Consider the following 17,339-nt stretch of genomic DNA (forward strand, 5'->3'; position numbering starts at 1 on the left):
CGCTCGTGGTGCTGTTGCGAGCAGTGTGCCACGGCGCTTCACCGCGTCACACAGCACTCTGCATTTTTCAGAGTGACACTTGCCAAGTGTTCACGTCGGGGCGATAGTGGCAAGCGTGATTCCGTCCGCGCCCTTAGGAACAGACGCCGCCGCAGGCCGCCCCCCAGGTCTCGGTGCCGCCGCGGGAGCAGGCCCCGACAGGGCCGCTGCCGAGCGCCGGTTCCGTTTCGAGCTGGCCGCCCACCCGGGTTCTCCCGCGCAGGCCAGACGCCTGACGAGGGCCCGGCTCACCGGCTGGTCCGTCTGCGAGGACACCTGCGACACAGCGGCCCTCGTGGTCTCCGAGCTGGTCACCAACGCGATCGTGCACACCGCGAGCAGCGTCGTCGTCTGCGAGCTGCACGACGGTGACGGCCTGGTGCGCATAGCCGTACGGGACCAGGGCTGCGCGCCGGGTGATCCGCACCCGTACCCGCAGCGCCCCGAGGAGGAACAGGGGAGGGGACTGTTTCTCGTCGACGCCCTGTGCCATGCCTGGGGCGCCCAGGAGCACGGCCCCGGCCTGCTGGTCTGGGCGGAGCTGCCGCGCAAGGCCGACACGCCTCGCGAGGACACCGGCCCGCGCAACGACCTGGGCTGGGGAGCACGCCCGAAGCCCGGTCCGGCCGACGGCTCGGGCGGCGAGGACGACGCCCGGGAACGGCAGGGCCCGGCGGCCGTCGAGATGCACCCGCGCGGGGTGGGCCGAGAGTGGGGCGGCGCGTGAGCCGCGGGTACGGCGGAGCCCAGGTGCTGGGCCTGGACACGCTGGTCCGGCTCCGCCGCGGGCTGTACGCCCCGGCCGCGCGCACCGCGGGCACACCCCGGCGACTGCCCGTCCCCGAGGGCATGACGGTCCCGCTGGGCTGCGACGCGGTGGCGACACCCGCCCGTCTCGGCCCGCTGCTGATACCCCGCCTGCCGCGGGTCGGGTGCGTGTACGCCGACGAGACGCAGTGGTGGTGGATCGTTCCGTCGGACTCCGACTACGCCCTGGAGTGGCCGGCGCCGGCGCGGTACGTCACCGGGGCGGTCGTGCCGGACGCCCCGGCCGCGCCGCCTCTGATCCACACACCGGACGGGACGCTTCCGTACACCCCGCCGATCCCGCTCTACCTGGCCCTGTGCCGCCTGACGGGCACGACACCGGCCTGGTCACGACCGGTCAGCGCCTGACGCACACCGCGCGACACTGCCTTACCCGGTCGGGGCGCCCCGACACGCGACACTCACCGCGCCGTACGCCCTCCGCCGCCTGATCCAGCCGCATCCCTCCCCCCCGCACCCACGGCATCCACCCGCCCCACCACCTCGCCACGGCGCGCGCCCGCGTGCTCCCGTCTCCTCCGCATGCGCTCTGCCCCGCCGCGGCCGGATCCCGCGATAGTTGGCCGTTCGTCAACGATCGGGGAGGTCGGCGGTGGCGAAGAGGCACGACGGGGACAAGGACGGGGCCGAGGCCGCGGCGGCGGCCGGTATCTCCGAGTCGGAACGGCTGCTCTTCGGCGGCCCGCTGCGCTACGACACCGGCTGGAACTCGCACGCGGACGCTTTCCTCGAACTGAGTTTCCGGGCCATGGTGACCCGGCTGCCCGCCCTGCTGGCGTCCAGCTTCCGGCTGGCCTGGCAGGCCGACCGGGGGGCCGCGCGGACCGTGCTGGCCGCCGAGGCGGGCCGGGGCGCGGCCCAGGCGGTGAGCCTGCTGGCGGTCAACAACGTACTGGGCCGGCTGATAGCGGGCGGTGCCATCGAGGCCCGGCTGCGCGGGGCGGTCCCCGCGCTGGTCACGATGGCCGCCGTGATGCTGGTCGGCGCGCTGCTGCGGGCCGCCTCGACCTACGCCGCCGGACGGCTGGAACCCAAGGTGGAGCGGGTGGCCACCGAGCTGTACCTGGAACGGGCCGCGGCCGTCGAACTGGCCGCGATCGAGGACCACGCCTTCCACAAGCTGCTGGACACCGCGCAGTACGGCGCCGCCTCCGCCCGCCGCATGATCGGGTGCGCCACCCGGGTGATGAACGCGGCGATCTCCCTGGTCGCGGCCGCGGGTGTGCTGACCGTGCTGCACCCGGCGCTGCTTCCGCTGCTGGCGACGATGACGCTGCCGAGCGGCTGGAGCGCGCTGACCATCGCCCGCCGCCGCTACGAGTCCTTCCACGCCTGGGTGCAGCACGCGCGCGCGGGTCGGCTGCTCGGAGCGCTGCTCATCCAGCCGGAGGCGGCCCCGGAGATCCGCGTCCACGGCGTGGGCCCGTTCCTGCTGCGCCACTTCCGCGCGATGGCCGAGACGGCGGAGGCCGAGCAGACCCGGCTGGCCCGGCTCGCCGCCCGCACCGGACTGATCGCGGCGACCTGGACCGGCCTGGCGACGGCGGCGACCTACCTGACGCTGGGCGGCCTGCTGGTGACGGGCGCGATGGCCCTGTCGGTGGCCGGTACGGCCGTGATCGCCATCCGTACGGGTTCGCAGAGCCTCGACACCCTGGTCGTGGAGGTCAACGCGCTGCACGAGGAGGCGCTGTTCGTGGGCGATCTGCAACGGCTGTACGTGGAGGCGGCCGAACGGGCCATCCCGGTCGGCGGCACGGCGCTGCCGGAGGAGCCTCGCGTGATCCGGTTCGAGCACGTCACCTTCAGCTATCCGGGTGACGCGACCCGCCCCGCGCTCGACGACGTGACGCTCGACCTGCCGCTCGGCCGGATCGTCGCCCTGGTCGGGGAGAACGGCTCGGGCAAGACCACCCTGGTGAAACTGCTGGCGGGCCTGTACGCGCCCGACAGCGGCCGCATCCTGTGGGACGACGTGGACGCGGCGACCGCCGACCGGCGGCGGCTCGCCGAACGGGTCGCGATGGTGGCCCAGGACTTCAAGCGGTGGCCGTTCACGGCCCGCGTCAACGTGGCGGTCGGCCGCTCCTCCGCGCCGCTCACCGACGAGCGGGTGGCCGACGCGGTCGCGGAGGCGGGGGCCGAGGAGGTGCTCGCGGATCTGCCGCGCGGTCTGGACACGCTGCTCGCCCGCGACTTCAGCGGCGGGCACGAGCTCTCGGGCGGTCAGTGGCAGCGGCTCGGCATCGCCCGGGCCGCGTACCGGCGCGGCCGCATCCTGATCGTGGACGAGCCTACGGCTGCCCTGGACGCCCGGGCCGAGCTGGAGGTGTTCGAGAAGATCCGCGCGCTGGCCGGCAGCGGACAGACGGTCATCCTCATCACCCACCGGCTGGCGTCGGTGCGCCACGCGGACCTGGTGCACGTCCTGGAGCAGGGCCGGCTGGTGGAGTCCGGGACGCCCGAGGAGCTGCTCGCCACCGGCGGCGTCTACGCGGAGCTGTACTCACTGCAGGCGGACCAGTTCACGACGAAGGTGCCCGCCCCGAAGGCGGGCTGACCTCCGTGGGCACACACCGGGCGCTCAGGCGGAGGCGTCGGCCGCCTCCCCGCTGCGGACGATCACCAGGAACATGTCCGTCGCCAGATCCATGACGACCTCCGCGGACAGGCCCTCCAGACGCCGAGACTGCGCGAACTCCTCCGCCGGCCACGAACCACGCGGTCCGCCGGCGGGGAACCGCTCAAGCACCGTTCGCCCGTTCACCCTGCACCTCCATGTAGCGCTGTACTTGATGAACTAAACGCCAACCACAGGGTGAACGCCTCGGGAAGTGACGGTACTGAGACGTAGTTGACACTCGTTCACCGCAGAGTGTGAGGAAGATCTCCACTTTTGGGCGATGGGTGTCACCTTCCGTATCAGTCGTCATACTCGTCGTGATATAGGATCCGCCCACTTCCCGCCGACGCCCCGAGCGCCGACGCCCGCCCCTCCGGTCGCTCCCACTCCTCCCGCCGCCCCAGCGCGGCGAGGTCCAGCAAGGTCGTGGTCGAGCCCAGCCCGTCGAGACCGCGCCCGTACGTGGAGTAGGTGTGGAAGACCCGGTCACGGTCGCGCAGGAAGCAACTGACGCCGGCCCGCTCGACCAGCTCCCCGTCCCGCTCCAGGGTCACCTCGAAGTCATGGTTGAAGTCACCGCCGTACGAGGAGTACCAGGGCAGCGTCCAGCCCATGCGCGCCTTGAACGGCAGAATCCTCGTGTACGGCGCCCGGGAGACCACGGCGAACGACGTGCCGTGCGCCCGCAGATGTGCGAGATGCCCCACTTGGTCCAGGAATGCGGAGCAACTTCGGCACCCGGCCGTCCATTCCGGCGCGAACATGAAGTGGTGGACGACGAGTTGGTCCCGCCCCTCGAAGAGGTCGGCCAGTGTGGCCTTTCCGTCGCCGCCCTCGAACACGTACTCCTCGTCGATCTCGACTATGGGCAGTTCGCGCCGCTCGGTGTTGAGGGCGTCCCGCGCGCGGGTGGCCGCCTTCTCCTTGAGCAGCAGGTGTTCGCGTGCGGCGCGCCGCTGCGCGCGCGAGACGATCTCCGGAAGCGACATGGGCCCTTCCTGTGCAACGGTCCGTTCCCGGTGGTGACCGTCCGCAGCCACGGAACTCATCGCCCCCGGCGGAAACCTCCTCGGCGGGTAAGGGACGGCGCCGGCGTCGTTCAGACCGCGACGGGGATCTCGGGTTCTCGCAGTCCGGCCCGCTCACGGTGTTCGGCGAGTTCGCCGAGGAGGGCGGTGAGACGTCCGGTGTGGTCGGGGGTGAGACGTCCCGTGTCGTCGAGGTGCACCGCGCAGGCCGTGGTGGTGTCGACAAGTCGTTCGAGGGCGGCGGCGATGTCGTCCGCGCCTTCGGCGTGCCGGGCCAGGGCGGGGAGTTCGGCGGCGGCGAGCGAGATGGCGGTGCGGGCCTCGGCGAGCGTGCGGTAGGCCTCGCGGCGCAGGGTCCAGCGGACCTCGCGGCCCTCAGCTCCCCGGGCGGTCCGGCCGTCGGACTCCCGCAGGACGTGTGCCAGGTACGCCTGCGCCGCGTTCCCCGCCGCGGCGAGCCGGGAGCGTACGCCGCCGCCCCGCTGTCCGGGCATCGGCAGATGTCCCACGATCAGCACGATCGCGCAGGCCAGCAGTGTCTCGCCGATCCGGCTCACCGATGCCTGCGGCTCCCCGCCGACCATCACCAGGGCGAGGACGAGGACGGTGACGACGGCGGTCTGCGCGGCGAAGTGCCGGGTGGCCACGGGAATGAGGGCGCCGCTGACCGCGACGAGCGCGATCAGCCCCTCGGGCCGCGGGAGCACGGCGGCGAACGCGGCGAACACGACCGCTCCCAGCACGGTCCCCGCGGCCCGGCACAGGACGCGCGAGGCGAGCGGCCCGAGGTCGGGCTTGACGAGGAAGACGGCGGTGGCGGGCAGCCAGTACCAGTGTTCGTGCTGCCCGTACCAGCGGGCGTGGTGCAGAGCCTGCGCCACGGCCGCGCTGGCTCCGAAACAGAGGGCGACCCGCAGGCCGTACTCGCGTCCGCCGGCCCCGAAGATCGCGCGCGGCAGCCTCCCGGCCGTACGCCTGCGGGTGTGCAGATCGCTGCCCCTGGCGTCGTCGAAGGACTCGGCCGCGTGCAGGAGGGCGTCGTCGAGGGCGCGCAGGGCGGGCGCGGAGCGGTGGGGGGCGGGCAGCGGTCCGGTGTGGGTGCTGCCACGGACTGCGGCGGCGAGCCGGCGCGGCCCCTCGGACGCCCGGCCGGCGACCGCCTCCCCGGCCCAGGCGAGGGCGGTCGCGGCCTCGGCGAGCGGCAGCGCGGCGGCGTACCGCGCGTGCAGCCGCCGTTCGGCCGCGGAGCTCGCGTAGCGCCGCAGGCGGGGTCCGGCGAGGGCGTCCTGCGCGTGGTCGAGGGCGGCGGTGAGCGCGGCCCGGCGCGCGGTCGCCTCCTGTGTCCCGGCGGCGTCGAGGAGGTCGGCGACGGCGTCGTAGACGGCGGCCACGGCGTCCCGCTCCCCGTCGAACCGGTAGTCGCCGCCGGCCATGGCCTTGGGTGTGGGCAGCAGCAGCCGCAGCGCGAGCAGCCACCCGGCCCCGGCGAGGAAGGCGAGGGCGCGCTGCCATCCGGGTTCCGGCAACGGCATCCCGGCCCCGATGGCGGAGGCAACGAGCAGCTGCGTGCCGGCCCCGGAGGCGACGGTCCCGACCGCGCTGAGGCTGCCCGCGACGAGACCGACGAGGGTGAACAGCACGGTCAGTGTGACGGCCCCGGCATGGTCACCGGCGTACGTCCCGGCCAGCAGCCCGCCCGCCCCCGCGAGCGCGGGCACACCGAGCCGTCTTACGGAGACGCGCCGGCTGCCGGGCCGGTCGTTGATCCCGGCGAGCATGGCGGCGATCGCGGCGACGACCCCGAGCGAGGTCCGGCCGACGAGCACGGCGACGAGCAGCAGCGGGCCGGCGGCCAGCGCCCCCCGCACCACCGCACTCCACGGCACCGGTCCCCGCTGGGCGCGGAGCGCGTGGGCGAGCCAGGGCGGAAGGGTCAGAGCGGGGCGCGACACGGGACTCCTGTCGTCTCGACGAGGGCGGAGATGAGCCTTCGGGCGACGGCGGCCGGGCTGCGGACTGTGCTCTCCACGGTAGATCGCGTTCCCCGGGAAGAGGGGGTGGTTGCGTTTCGGCGAGGTGACGGTTGCCACGGAGGCCGCGTTCTTTATGAACGCAACCCCGGACGCCGGGGCGGAGATCGCGCATATTCGGATGCGCTGGCCCGCGCGGCCCCGGATGATCGGCGGGTCGCCCGGTGTCCAGGTCAGGAGCCCCCGTGATCCAGCGTATCGCCGTCCTCCCCCGCCCTCCGGCCCGCTCGGCGGTCTCGGCGCCCGCTGTCGTCCCCGCGGTGGTGGCGGCGTGAGGGGTCAGGCGGCCGTCGTGCTGCGCCGGGCCGGTGCCGCCGACGCCTCCGCCGCGGCCGACGTGTGGCTGCGGTCGTTCGGTGCCGCGCTGCCCACGGTGGTCAGGCCCCGGTCCGACGACGAGGTGCGGGCGTACATCCGGGACGTGGTGGTGCCGTCGCGCGAGACGTGGGTGGCCGAGGCGGTGGACGGGGGCGGGATCGTCGGGCTGATGGTGCTCGACGGCGACCTGTTGTCCCAGCTGTACCTCGCCCCCGAGTGGCGGGGGCGGGGCATCGGCGACCGGTTCGTCGCGCTGGCCAAGGAACGCAGCCCGCGGGGGGTGCGGCTGTGGACCTTCCAGGTGAACGAGCCCGCCCACCGCTTCTACGAGCGGCACGGTTTCGTCGTCGCCGAGCGCACCGACGGCAGCTCGAACGAGGAACGGGAGCCGGATGTGCGGTACGTGTGGCAGCCGTAGGGCGGAGGGTCCTGCCGTGGCGCGGAACGTCGCGCCGTGGAGCGGGTGTTCTGCCCGGCGGCGCGGGTGTCCCGCTGATCTCGGTCATGGACCCGTCGACGGCCGCCTGCGCCGGCTCACCCGGCAGAACGAGGAGTGGCCCCAACTCCTCACCGAACACCGTGCGTTGTACGACGCGATCGCCTCCGGCGACCCGGAACGCGCCCGCGCCCACGCCCTCAGCCACGTACAGGCCAACTACCGCTCGACGGTGCGGCACCTGTTCGGGATGCAGGAAGGGGAGGGAGAAGGGGTGCGGGCGGGAGAAGGGGAGGGGGCGGAGGGCGTGGCCGGGGGAGGTCAGGCGCCCTGTCCGCGGCGGGCGTACCTGTCCGTCGCCGCCACCAGCGCCTCGGCCACGCCGGGCGCCCCCGCGTTGTGGCCGGCGTCGTCGACCACCACCAACTCGCTGCCCGGCCAGGCGTGATGGAGCCGCCAGACGGTACCGAGGAGATTGCCGAAGTCGAGAGCGCCCTGCACGAGGGTGCCGGGAATGTCCTTCAGCGCCGGCGCGTCCCGCAGTACGACACCGACGCTGTCGTCCTCACTCTCCCCCAGGAAGTGGTCGTTGCCCCAGTAGTGCGTGACGGTGCGGGCGAAGCCCATCCGGAACACCGGGTCCTCGTAGCGGGCGATCGACCGGGGCGGCGCGGGCGCCATGGCGGTCTCCCAGTCGGTCCAGGCCCGCGCGGCCCGCTCGCGCACCTCGGGATCGGGCGACTCCAGCAGCCGGTTGTAGGCGGCCGCGAGGTTTCCGTCCCGCTCCCCCTCGGGCAGTTCGGCGGCGAACCGCTCGAACGCCTCCGGGAAGATCTTCCCCAGTCCCCTGGTCAGCAGGGCGACTTCGGCGTTCGAGCCGGTCGCGATCCCGGTCAGGACCAGCTCCGACACCACCCCGGGATGCGTCTGCGCGTACCGCAGCCCCAGCACCGACCCCCAGGACACGCCCCACACCAGCCACCGTTCGATGTCCAGGTGCCGCCGCAGCGACTCCAGGTCGGCGATGAGGTGAGCGGTCGTGTTGACGCTCATGTCGGTGTCGTACGCGCTCGCCGGCGGCGTCGAACGCCCCGCCCCCCGCTGGTCGAGCAGCACGATCCGGTACGCGGCCGGATCGAACAGGCGCGGGAAGTACGCGTTGGCTCCCGAGCCCGGCCCCCCGTGCAGCACGACCGCGGGCTTGCCGCGCGGATTGCCGCAGATCTCCCAGTACACATGGTTGCCGTCACCGACATCGAGCATGCCGTGGTCATGCGGTGCGATCTGCGGATACAAGGTCATCGGCGCACCGTACCGCCCTACGACGGTCCGGTCGCCCCGGTTTCCGGCCCCCTCCAGCCCCGCCGCCTCCGCCGCCGTGCGCAGCACGTCCCGCAGCATCGCGGGCGTGAGCTTGCCGGTGAAGGTGTTGCGCTGGCTGACGTGGAAGCACCCGAAGAGGTCGAGTCCGCCGAGCGGGACACGGGCCCCGTGGGCGAAGGGCGGCCTCGGGCGGGGCACGGTCCAGCCCGCCTCGGCGAACGCGGGCAGCGCGGCCTGCCAGCCGAAGGCGCCGAGCACGACCACCGCCCGCAGGCTCGGCCGCAGCAGCCCCAGTTCCCGGACGAGCCAGGGCCGGCAGGTGTCCCGTTCACCCGGGGTGGGCTTGTTGGCGGGCGGGGCGCAGTGCACGGGCGAGGTGACCCGCACGCCGTGCAGTTCCAGGCCGTCACCGGCACGGACCGACGTCGGCTGCGAGGCGAGCCCGACGTCGTACAGCGCCTGGTACAGCACGTCTCCGGAACGGTCACCGGTGAACATACGGCCCGTGCGGTTGCCGCCGTGGGCGGCGGGGGCGAGGCCGACGATCAGCAGCCGGGCGTCCGCCGGACCGAAGCCCGGCACCGGCCTGCCCCAGTACGTCTCGTCGGCGAAGGCGGCCCGCCTGGTCCGCGCCACCTCCTCACGCCACGCCACGAGCCGGGGACAGGCGCTGCAACCGCTGATCCGCGCGTCCAGATCCTCCAGGCTGTGCATGGGTCCACCGTAAGGCCGTGATCCACCTGGCCGGGCAGGCCCCTCCCCCGCCGCACCCCTGTCCTCGCCCGCCTCCGCGCCGGGCCCCGAAAACCCGGCCGGTCCTCGCCGCTCCGGGGACTAAAGTCGGCGGCATGGCTTCTGAGCACCCGGACCACGACCACGACGGGGCCGACGGCGGCGCCACGGACGCCGGCGGACCCGACAGCCAGCGGAATCCGCAGGGTCCGCAGGGTGACCGGCCCGCCGGGACCGCCCCGGGAAACGACGGTCCCCAGAACCAGGCGACCGGGGAACCTGACGGCCCCGAGGGCCCCGACGGCGTGGACGCAAAGACCGCCGCCGCGGTGGCCGCCGCCGAGGCGGCCGGTCCGCAGCACGGCGAGAGCGTGCGCATCGACAGCTGGATCTGGTCGGTCCGGCTGGTCAAGACCCGCTCCATGGGCGCCACCGCCTGCCGGGGCGGTCATGTGCGGGTGAACGGCGAACGGGTCAAGCCCGCCCACTCCCTGCGCGTCGGCGACGAGGTGCGGGTCCGGCAGGAGGGCTGGGAACGGGTCGTCGTCGTCAAGCGCCTGATCCGCAAGCGGGTGGGCGCCCCGGTGGCCGCGCAGTGCTACGTCGACAACAGCCCGCCGCCCCCGCCGCGCGAGGCCGTCGCCCCGGCCGGCATCCGCGACCGCGGTACGGGCCGGCCGACCAAGCGGGACCGCCGTGACATGGAACGCCTGCGCGGGCTGGGCGGACCACCGGGGAGCACGGGTGGTCCGGGGGCGACAGGAGGCCCGGGTACACGGGGCGGTCCGGCCCCGAGGGGTGGTCCGGGCGCACCGGGCCCGTTCGGCTCGCCCGGCGGCCGCCCCAGGCGCGGAGGCCGCTGAGTCTCCGGCCGTGCCCTGCCGAGGTGCACGGCGCCGGCGTCCGGCCCGGGCCCCTCAGCCCACCGACCGCCGGCGCCCTGCACGTCGACTTCGGCGGCAGGATCGGTAGCCACGCCGGTAGCGGTGAAGGCACCGACACCGGAACCGGCAGCGGTCTCCGCACCGACCGGGCCCCGCGTCCGTCTCGGCACGGCCGACCAGCCACCCGCATCACCCGCCGCACCGGCGCCGACACCCAATCCGCACCAACATCGGCACCCGCATCGCCGCTCACACCGATCCCCCTCACACCGATCCCCCGTCGACGTCACCGGTCAGGCCTGTCGGCGTATCAGGTGCAGCAGGTCCGTGTTGTGTCCCCGCCGGGTCCAGGCGATCAGGGCGAGCGGCACGATCAGGATGAGCGGGGTCGCCGCGTTCTCCCCGTCGAAGACGGTGAGCTGGACGATGAACGCGCCCACCATCAGCGCGCTCAGCGCCACCGCGGCCACCGACTGGAGCACCGGGACCAACAGGGCGATCGCTCCCGCCAGTTCGAGCGCGCCGATGGTGTACATGCCCGCGCTGCCCCAGCCCATCTTGTCGAAGGACTCGGCGGCCGAGGGGTGTGCGATCAGTTTGGGCAGCGCGCTGGCAACGGCGTAGAAGAGGGCGATCAGCACCTGGAGTCCGCGCAGGGCGACGCGGGCTCGCCGGCCGCGGGCGGTCGCGGGGCCGGCGACGACCGTGCCGGTGGAGGTGACGGGAACGGTGGTCTCGGACATGAGGGTCTCCTTGTGAAGCGGTCCGTGTGCTGTCGCAGAGGTAGACCGGCCCTCGCCGCGGAACTCATCGACGCCCGGAACGCCCGCGCGGTTTCCTTCGCTCAGTTCTCCCCTCGGCTCCCGGCCGTCGCGGCGAGGGCGCGCACCCATATCCCGTCCGGCGTCAGGTACTTGTCCACTCTCAGGCCCGCCTCCGCCAGCGCGTCCTCGAACTGCCCCCGTGTCAGCGGCCGTACGCGGAAGGTCTGTGTCCAGGTGGCGTCCGGGAAGACGTACTCCGCGAGGACCGAGTTGACCCCCTCGGCGACCGGTTCGGACGACACGATGCGCACGGTGTGGCCGGCAGGATCGACGCGCTCACGCGGCACGTTCGTGTGGTAGTCCGCGCCCTCCCGCTGGATCAGCACCTGCCCGCCGTCCGCGAGGTGGCGTGCGCAGGTGCGCAGCAGCGCCCGCCGCACCTCCAGGTCCGCGGTGTGCACGAGGAAGGAGGCGAGCAGCACCACGTCGAACGTCTCGCCCAGGTCGAGGTCCTCGATCGGCGAAAGGACCGTGCGCGCGCCGCGGACGCGTTCCAGCATGTCGGCGGACTCGTCCACCGCCGTGACCGTGTACCCGCGCTCCAGTAACGGGTGGGTCATGCGGCCCACGCCGCAGCCCAGCTCCAGGATGCTCGCCCCCGGCGGGGCGGCCGCCGCGATGATGTCCGGCTCCACCCCGACGGACAGACGTGAGTACAGCTCGACCGCGCAGCCGTCCGGTGTGATTGCCCCCGGCCCCTCCCCTGATGTCCCGCTCGCATTTTCAGTCCCATGACCGCACAACGGACCACGTCCGCACAGCCGTTCCCACCCCCACCCCGTTCACCCGTACGAGTTAGGCCGTCCTCTCGCTCACAGCGGGAACCAGCCGTGCCCGATGTACCAGTGGCCGCCGGCCCGCAGATGGTCGCCGACGGCCCGTTCCAGGGAGGTGCGCCGGGGCAGGTCCGCCACCAACAGCTCCGGGTCGCCGAAGACGTACTGCACCGGTTCGGTGTCCACCGGCTCCGGGTCCTCGCGGAGCACCCGGAAGCGTTCCTGGAAGCGGACGATGTTGGAGCGCGCCGGCAGGTACTCCCGCAGCTGCGGGTCGAGCAGCCAGGAGTGGCACACGACGGCCCGGTGGCGCTCCGACGGGTAGTGCAGGGCGAAGAACTCCCGGGCCTGCGCCAGGGAGCGGTCGCAGGCGGCCGGGGACAGCGGGCCGAGGAAGTCGGGGATGTGGACGTTCAGGCACGGCTCGCCCGGCTCGGCGTCCAGTCCGGCGGCCGTGAGGACCTCGGCGGTGTGCCGACCGACCCGGGAGCGTTCGAACTGCAGCCGCCCCAGCTGGTACAGCTCGCCGCGGAAGTGGTGGGTCAGCCACCGCGGGGCCTGCACGCCGCCCCGCCCGTGCCGCCTGCGGTGCACGGCGATGTTCCGGCCCAGGTCGGCGAGGGTGCGGCGGGAGATGTCGGCGGGGATGCCGTGCTCCCGGTGGTGGGCGCGGGTGTGCGGCAGCGCCGCGACGAACACGTACACCGGGAAGAAACGCTGGAGCGGGCCCGCCGGCCAGTCCAGCTCGGGCAGGTCGGTCCTGCCGTGGATCCCACCCGTCCCGGCGACGAGCTCGGCGACGGAGTGTTCGAGGAAGCTCCGCAGCTCGGGATCGTCGCGGACGCGCCGGCTCATGCGGACGAGTTCGTCGATGTCCTCGTGCGGTACTCCGAGGTCGAGCAGGACCTCGGCCAGTTCGTCGGCATCCGGCAGCACGCGGTGATCCCCTCTTCGGACGGTCTGGGTGACGCTTGGAGAACGTCCGGAGCGAAGAGTACGTTGCAAGGAGAGGAGCGATGATCGGTATGCGTACGGGAAGTGAACCGAGGACGGCCCGCAGCGCGCTGCGGGCGCGGTTCTGGCTGAGCCTGTGGGGCCTGGTCTGGACACTCTTCGGCACGGTCGCCTTCGTCCTCGCCGGACGCCCCTGGTGGGCCGTCGCGTGCGGGCTGCTGTGGCTGGTCGTGACCGTGGACATGGTGGTGGTCCTCCGGCACATCCGCCAGGGCCCGCACTACCAGCCCGGCCCGGACATCCCGCCGTACGAGCCGGCGGACCGGCGCCGCCCGACGCGCCGACCGCCAGAGCGCCCCGGCTCCTGACCGGCGCGGCTCACGGGTGCCGGCTGACGAACGGATCGGCGCATGCACGAGCGGGTCGCCCCTCTCCCGCCTGCCGGCTGACGAGCGGGTCGGCGCGTCCCCGCGTACCGACCCACGAGCGGCACGTCCCCGCGTACCGGTCCACGACTCGACGCGGGTATCCCCGCGTACCAGCCCGCGAGCGCGTCGACGCGTCCCCGCGTACCGGCTCACGAGTCGAAGCGGGCCGCCTTCAGGTACTCCGGGTTCGGGTCCAGCGCCGCCGCCAGACGGAAGTGGCGCACGGCCAGCTCCGGCCGGCCCTGACGCTCGTAGGTCCGGGCGAGGGCGAAGTGCGCGAACGCGTTGTCCGGCTCCCGCTCCAGGACGATGGTGAACTCCAGCTCGGCGGGACGCAGTTGCGCGCCCGCGAAGAAGGCACGCGCGCGCAGCAGACGGGCCGCGGTGTTCTCGGGGTGCGCGGCGATGACCTGGTCGAGCAGCTTCACCGCGCCCCGCGGGTCCCGTGCGGCGAGCAGTTGCTCGGCGGCACGGAAGTCGATGACATGCGTTTCCGGAGTACGTCCGATGGGTCCGCTGGTCTCGGGCACGGCACAGTCCTTCCCTCTCTGGGCGTGTTCAACGCCCGGCCGCGCGGCCGCTATTCCTCGGCCGGGCCGGGCGCGTCGCGGCGGGCGTGGGCTCTGCGCACGAGATCGGACCACACGTCCGCCACGCGCCGCCGCAGCTCCGCCAGCGGTACGTCGTTGTCGATGACGACGTCGGCGATCTCCAGGCGCTTCTCGCGGGTCGCCTGGGCGGCCATGCGTGCGCGTGCGTCCTGCTCGGTCATCCCGCGCAGTCGCACCAGCCGGTCGAGCTGGGTCTCGGTGCTCGCGTCGACGACGAGTACGACGTCGTAGAGCGGTGCCAGGCTGTTCTCGGCGAGGAGCGGGACGTCGTGGACGACGACCGCGTCGGGGTCGGCGGCCGATTCGAGTGCGCGGGAGCGGGCGCCGACCAGGGGGTGCACGATCGCGTTCAGGACGGCGAGCTTCTCCGGGTCGGCGAAGACGATCGCTCCGAGGCCGGGCCGGTCGAGGCTGCCGTCGGCGGCGAGCACCTCCGGTCCGAAGGCCTCGACGACCGCGGCCAGTCCGTCTGTTCCCGGCGCGACGACCTCGCGCGCGATGCGGTCCGCGTCGATCAGCACGGCTCCGTGCTCGACGAGCAGCCGCGACACCTCGCTCTTGCCGGCGCCGATCCCGCCGGTCAGGCCCACCTTCAGCATGAGCGGAAGCCTAGGCCCTGTACCACGGGGGTCAGTTGTCGCCCTCGCGTTCCGCCAGGAAACGCTCGAACTCCAGGCCGATCTCGTCCGCCGACGGGATGTCCGCGGGTTCGGCGAGCATGTTGCCCCGGGTGTCGGCTCCGGCGGCGGCGTCGTACTGGTGCTCCAGGCCCTGGACCAGGGCGACGAGCTCCTCGTCCCCCTCCTGGACCTGCCGGTCGATCTCCGTCTGCGTGCGGTGGGCGTCCGTGCGCAGGGCGTGCGCGATGCCGGGCAGGACCAGGCCGGTCGCCGCGGTGATGGACTCCAGCACGGTCAGGGCCGCGTCCGGGTACGGAGAGCGGGCGATGTAGTGCGGTACGTGCGCGGCGACACCGAGGACGTCGTGTCCGGCCTCCATGAGGCGGTACTCGACGAGCGACTCGGCGCTGCCGGGGACCTGCGCCTCGTCGAAGGGGCTGCGGTGGCCGGGGACCAGGTCGGTGCGGTTGCCGTGCGGGGTGAGGCCCACGGGACGGGTGTGCGGGACACCCATGGGGATGCCGTGGAAGTTCACGGACAGGCGCACACCGAGCCGCTCCACGATCTGCTGGACGGCCACGGCGAAACGCTCCCACTCGACGTCCGGCTCGGGTCCGGACAGGAGCAGGAAGGGCGCGCCGGTGGCGTCCTGGACGAGCCGCACGTCGAGGGTGGGCTCCTCGTACTCGGTCCAGCGGTCACGCTTGAAGGTCAGCAGCGGACGGCGGGCCCGGTAGTCCACGAGCCGGTCGTGGTCGAAACGCGCCACGACCTGGTGGGGCAGCGAGTCGAGCAGCCGGTCGACGATCTGGTCGCCGGTCTCGCCCGCGTCGATGTATCCGTCGAAGTGGTAGAGCATGACAAGACCGGCCGACTCCTGCGCCAGCGCCATGTCGACGACGGCCAGGCCCTTCGGCTCCCATGCGTACAAACCCTGCGGATCAAGCACAGTGACCGCTCCTCCTCGTGTTCGTACTGCACAACGCGGTGCGGGGCGGGAGCATTCCCGCTCACGCCTCTGATCAGGCTGCTCTCAGCGGCTTTTCACGCACGGCGACGCCGTGCGACGGGACACGCACCGAGTCCCCCTCTCCGGTCATGGACGACGGGGGAAGCCTCACAACGGATCGTTACGGCCCGCCGGTTACCCGGGTGTCCGGTACGTTTCCCGCCGCGGCACGCCCCCAGCGCCCCACGTACCCGGACTTCACCGCGCCGCGGTCGGCCTGCGGACGACCAGCGATCGGCCACGGGCCAGGTCGCCCCCGAGCACCGGCCCACACCTCGCCAGCCCCGGCCCCCCGGACACGACCGAGGGACCGCACCTCGAAAGGTGCGGTCCCTCAGTTACCTACCGGGCCTCAGCGGGCCTGCGATCAGCTCTGGCCGCCGGCCAGCTTCTCGCGCAGCGCGGCAAGCGCCTCGTCCGAGGCCAGCGCGCCGGAGGTGTCGGCACCCTCGGAGGAGTACGAGCCACCACCGCCGCCACCGGACGCGGCCGGAGCCGCACCCGCGGTGTCGCCGCCCTCGGCAGCGGCCTTCTCGTCCGCTTCGCGGGACTTGATGACCTGCGCCTGGTGCTGCTCGAAGCGCGTCTGCGCCTCGGCGTACTGGTTCTCCCACACCTCACGCTGGGACTCGTAGCCCTCGAGCCAGTCGTTGGTCTCGGGGTCGAAGCCCTCGGGGTAGATGTAGTTGCCCTGGTCGTCGTACGACGCGGCCATGCCGTACAGCGTCGGGTCGAACTCGACCGAGGCCGGGTCGGAACCGAAGGACTCGTTGGCCTGCTTCAGCGAGAGGCTGATGCGACGGCGCTCGAGGTCGATGTCGATGACCTTGACGAAGATCTCGTCGTTGACCTGGACGACCTGCTCCGGGATCTCCACGTGGCGCTCGGCCAGCTCGGAGATGTGCACCAGACCCTCGATGCCCTCGTCCACGCGGACGAACGCACCGAACGGAACCAGCTTCGTGACCTTGCCGGGCACGACCTGGCCGATCTGGTGGGTGCGGGCGAACTGCTGCCACGGGTCTTCCTGCGTCGCCTTCAGCGACAGGGAGACACGCTCGCGGTCCATGTCCACGTCGAGGACCTCGACGGTGACTTCCTGGCCGACCTCGACAACCTCGGACGGGTGGTCGATGTGCTTCCAGGAGAGCTCCGAGACGTGCACGAGACCGTCGACGCCACCCAGGTCCACGAAGGCACCGAAGTTGACGATCGAGGAGACGACGCCGGAACGGACCTGACCCTTCTGCAGGGTGGTGAGGAACGTCTGGCGGACCTCGGACTGGGTCTGCTCCAGCCAGGCACGGCGGGACAGGACCACGTTGTTGCGGTTCTTGTCCAGCTCGATGATCTTGGCCTCGAGCTCCTTGCCCACGTAGGGCTGGAGGTCGCGGACGCGGCGCATCTCGACGAGGGAAGCCGGCAGGAAGCCACGGAGGCCGATGTCAAGGATGAGACCACCCTTGACCACCTCGATGACGGTGCCGGTGACGATGCCGTCCTCTTCCTTGATCTTCTCGATGGTGCCCCAGGCGCGCTCGTACTGGGCGCGCTTCTTCGAGAGGATCAGGCGGCCTTCCTTGTCCTCCTTCTGGAGAACAAGGGCTTCGATCTCGTCGCCGACCTTGACGACCTCGTTGGGGTCGACGTCGTGCTTGATCGAGAGCTCGCGGCTCGGGATGACACCTTCGGTCTTGTAACCGATGTCGAGCAGGACCTCGTCCCGGTCGACCTTCACGATGACGCCGTCGACGATGTCGCCGTCGTTGAAGTACTTGATCGTCTCGTCGATCGCGGCGAGGAAGGCTTCCTCGTTACCGATGTCGTTGACCGCTACCTGCGGCGTGGTAGAGGTGGTCTCGGTGCTGCTCGTCAT

General features: G+C 72.7%; 17 protein-coding genes and 2 pseudogenes. 7 read left to right on the forward strand and 12 right to left on the reverse strand.

Annotation, left to right across the window (positions count from 1 at the left end; translation table 11 throughout):
- Window positions 1-106: 106 nt before the first annotated feature.
- From AC07AZ_RS19395 to AC07AZ_RS19405, 3 genes are all read left to right on the forward strand, one after another.
- Window positions 107-766 carry an ATP-binding protein gene (locus tag AC07AZ_RS19395; protein ID WP_478849263.1) on the forward strand — a complete coding sequence of 220 codons (660 nt, stop codon included), beginning with the start codon at window positions 107-109 and terminating at the stop codon, window positions 764-766.
- Window positions 763-1,215 (forward strand): hypothetical protein, encoded by a 453-nt coding sequence (locus tag AC07AZ_RS19400; protein ID WP_478849265.1) that lies wholly within the window; start codon window positions 763-765, stop codon window positions 1,213-1,215. The genes AC07AZ_RS19395 and AC07AZ_RS19400 overlap by 4 nt, the downstream gene beginning before the upstream one ends.
- A 244-nt stretch (window positions 1,216-1,459) precedes the next feature.
- Entirely contained in the window at window positions 1,460-3,427 is a 1,968-nt protein-coding gene (locus AC07AZ_RS19405; RefSeq protein ID WP_478849267.1) for an ABC transporter ATP-binding protein, read from the forward strand.
- A 24-nt stretch (window positions 3,428-3,451) separates the two neighbouring features.
- Here the strand turns inward: AC07AZ_RS19405 and AC07AZ_RS19410 are convergent, their stop codons facing one another.
- From AC07AZ_RS19410 to AC07AZ_RS19420, 3 genes are all read right to left on the reverse strand, one after another.
- Window positions 3,452-3,634 (reverse strand): hypothetical protein, encoded by a 183-nt coding sequence (locus AC07AZ_RS19410; RefSeq protein ID WP_356047243.1) that lies wholly within the window; start codon window positions 3,632-3,634, stop codon window positions 3,452-3,454.
- Between the two features lie 155 nt (window positions 3,635-3,789).
- Window positions 3,790-4,479 (reverse strand): DUF899 domain-containing protein, encoded by a 690-nt coding sequence (locus tag AC07AZ_RS19415; protein ID WP_478849270.1) that lies wholly within the window; start codon window positions 4,477-4,479, stop codon window positions 3,790-3,792.
- Between the two features lie 110 nt (window positions 4,480-4,589).
- Window positions 4,590-6,470 (reverse strand): FUSC family protein, encoded by a 1,881-nt coding sequence (locus AC07AZ_RS19420; protein WP_478849272.1) that lies wholly within the window; start codon window positions 6,468-6,470, stop codon window positions 4,590-4,592.
- Between the two features lie 349 nt (window positions 6,471-6,819).
- Here AC07AZ_RS19420 and AC07AZ_RS19425 point away from each other — a divergent pair, with 349 nt between their 5' ends.
- Entirely contained in the window at window positions 6,820-7,284 is a 465-nt protein-coding gene (locus tag AC07AZ_RS19425; protein WP_478849274.1) for a GNAT family N-acetyltransferase, read from the forward strand.
- Between the two features lie 91 nt (window positions 7,285-7,375).
- Window positions 7,376-7,552: pseudogene (locus tag AC07AZ_RS19430) on the forward strand (FCD domain-containing protein); the annotation flags it as partial.
- Between the two features lie 71 nt (window positions 7,553-7,623).
- On the opposite strand, the gene pip reads toward AC07AZ_RS19430, so the two are convergent.
- Both pip and AC07AZ_RS19440 read right to left on the reverse strand, forming a co-directional pair.
- Complete coding sequence (pip, locus tag AC07AZ_RS19435) at window positions 7,624-8,604, reverse strand: prolyl aminopeptidase (protein ID WP_478849546.1); 981 nt, start codon at window positions 8,602-8,604, stop codon at window positions 7,624-7,626.
- Between the two features lie 54 nt (window positions 8,605-8,658).
- Window positions 8,659-9,339 (reverse strand): annotated as a pseudogene (locus AC07AZ_RS19440) (uracil-DNA glycosylase); the annotation flags it as partial.
- Between the two features lie 134 nt (window positions 9,340-9,473).
- Here AC07AZ_RS19440 and AC07AZ_RS19445 point away from each other — a divergent pair.
- On the forward strand, window positions 9,474-10,220 hold the full coding sequence (locus tag AC07AZ_RS19445) for an RNA-binding S4 domain-containing protein (RefSeq protein WP_478849276.1): 747 nt from the start codon (window positions 9,474-9,476) through the stop codon (window positions 10,218-10,220).
- Between the two features lie 314 nt (window positions 10,221-10,534).
- Here AC07AZ_RS19445 and AC07AZ_RS19450 read toward each other — a convergent pair whose 3' ends face one another.
- The 3 genes from AC07AZ_RS19450 to AC07AZ_RS19460 all read right to left on the reverse strand — a co-directional run bounded on the left by AC07AZ_RS19450 (window position 10,535) and on the right by AC07AZ_RS19460 (window position 12,777).
- Window positions 10,535-10,984 carry a DoxX family protein gene (locus AC07AZ_RS19450; RefSeq protein WP_478849278.1) on the reverse strand — a complete coding sequence of 150 codons (450 nt, stop codon included), beginning with the start codon at window positions 10,982-10,984 and terminating at the stop codon, window positions 10,535-10,537.
- Window positions 10,985-11,085: 101 nt separating this feature from the next.
- On the reverse strand, window positions 11,086-11,700 hold the full coding sequence (locus tag AC07AZ_RS19455) for a class I SAM-dependent methyltransferase (RefSeq protein WP_478849280.1): 615 nt from the start codon (window positions 11,698-11,700) through the stop codon (window positions 11,086-11,088).
- 177 nt (window positions 11,701-11,877) lie between these two features.
- A complete protein-coding gene (locus AC07AZ_RS19460) occupies window positions 11,878-12,777 on the reverse strand; it encodes an acyltransferase domain-containing protein (RefSeq protein WP_478849282.1) in 900 nt (299 codons plus the stop codon).
- An 80-nt stretch (window positions 12,778-12,857) separates the two neighbouring features.
- On the opposite strand from AC07AZ_RS19460, the gene AC07AZ_RS19465 reads away from it, so the two are divergent.
- On the forward strand, window positions 12,858-13,163 hold the full coding sequence (locus AC07AZ_RS19465; protein ID WP_478849284.1) for a DUF6343 family protein: 306 nt from the start codon (window positions 12,858-12,860) through the stop codon (window positions 13,161-13,163).
- 209 nt (window positions 13,164-13,372) lie between these two features.
- On the opposite strand, the gene AC07AZ_RS19470 is transcribed toward AC07AZ_RS19465, so the two are convergent.
- The 4 genes from AC07AZ_RS19470 to rpsA all read right to left on the reverse strand — a co-directional run bounded on the left by AC07AZ_RS19470 (window position 13,373) and on the right by rpsA (window position 17,339).
- Window positions 13,373-13,753: a tetratricopeptide repeat protein gene (locus AC07AZ_RS19470; RefSeq protein WP_478849286.1), complete on the reverse strand. Its 381-nt coding sequence runs from the start codon at window positions 13,751-13,753 to the stop codon at window positions 13,373-13,375.
- A 50-nt stretch (window positions 13,754-13,803) separates the two neighbouring features.
- Entirely contained in the window at window positions 13,804-14,433 is a 630-nt protein-coding gene (coaE, locus tag AC07AZ_RS19475; protein ID WP_478849288.1) for a dephospho-CoA kinase, read from the reverse strand.
- Window positions 14,434-14,464: 31 nt separating this feature from the next.
- On the reverse strand, window positions 14,465-15,403 hold the full coding sequence (locus tag AC07AZ_RS19480; RefSeq protein WP_356047266.1) for a PAC2 family protein: 939 nt from the start codon (window positions 15,401-15,403) through the stop codon (window positions 14,465-14,467).
- 427 nt (window positions 15,404-15,830) lie between these two features.
- Entirely contained in the window at window positions 15,831-17,339 is a 1,509-nt protein-coding gene (gene rpsA / locus AC07AZ_RS19485) for a 30S ribosomal protein S1 (protein ID WP_478849290.1), read from the reverse strand.

The sequence above is a fragment of the Streptomyces sp. NPDC043878 genome (genome assembly GCF_056435735.1).